The organism is Xanthomonas sp. GPE 39, assembly GCF_000963005.1.
Classification (GTDB): domain Bacteria; phylum Pseudomonadota; class Gammaproteobacteria; order Xanthomonadales; family Xanthomonadaceae; genus Xanthomonas_A.
Window position 1 is genome coordinate 140,459 of sequence record NZ_JZHZ01000007.1, and the last position, 1,135, is coordinate 141,593.

The 1,135-nt window shown below is 59.8% G+C and carries 1 protein-coding gene; it reads left to right on the top strand.

Annotated elements, in window-relative coordinates:
• Nucleotides 1–1,135: condensation domain-containing protein (locus XALGPE39_RS00430; RefSeq protein ID WP_152624928.1), on the top strand; the 1,135-nt coding region annotated here is incomplete at both ends.

A 1,135-nucleotide genomic window follows, 5' to 3' on the forward strand; every position in this document is an offset into this window, starting at 1 on the left:
TCGATGGGCAGACGTTGCAGCACATTTCTGCTGAGGACATTGGCTTCCATCGGATCGATCACGATCTGCGCGATGTGCCTGATCGTGAGTTGGCGCTGCAGCAACTGTTAGTCGATGAAGCGCAAGCACCATTTGCTTTAGAGCATGGCCCGCTCATCCGTGGTCGGCTGATACAACTTGCCGATGACGAGTCCGTCTTCTTCGTCACGATGCACCACATCGTGTCGGATGGGTGGTCGATGGGGGTTTTGATCAACGAGTTGAGTGCGCTGTATCGGGCCTTTGCATGTGGCGAAGCCGATCCGCTGGCACCGTTGCCAATTCAGTACGCCGATTATGCAAGCTGGCAGCGGCAATGGTTGACAGGAGATGTGCTGGAGCAGCAAGCGACCTACTGGCGCGAGACGCTATCCGGCGCACCGGTATTGCTGGAACTGCCCACGGATCGTCCGCGTCCAGCGCGTCAGGATCATGCCGGCGCGATGTTGGAAGTGGTCATCGGTCCGCAGCAGACGCAGGCGCTGAAGGAACTGAGCCAGCGTCATGGGCTGACGATGTATATGACGTTACTTGCCAGTTGGGCGCTGCTGCTATCGCGTCTCTCAGGGCAGGATGATGTGGTGATCGGCAGTCCAGTGGCCAATCGTGGTCGCTCCGAGACCGAAGGATTGATCGGCTTCTTCGTCAACACGCTGGCGCTGCGGATTGAGTTGTTTGGCTCGCCGACGTTGGCGCAATTGCTGGCCTCGGTGAAGGAACGCGCATTGCAGGCGCAGGTGCATCAGGACATCCCGTTCGAGCAGGTGGTCGAACTGCTGCAGCCGCCACGCAGTCTGGCGCATGCACCGCTGTTCCAGGTGATGTTCGCGTGGCAGAACACGCCGCAGGGCGAACTGGATCTTGGTGAAATTGAGGCGAGCGGTCTGACCACCGCGCAGACAAGCGCGCAGTTCGACCTGTCGTTGTCATTGGCCGAGAGCGAGGAGGGGATTGTCGGCAGTCTGATCTATGCCACCGCGCTGTTCGAGCATGCGACGCTGGAGCGTTGGATCGGACATTGGCGGCATCTGTTGGCGGCGATGGTGGCCGAGGGGGCTGAAGATCAGGCGGTAGACCGTTTGCCGTTGCTGGACGA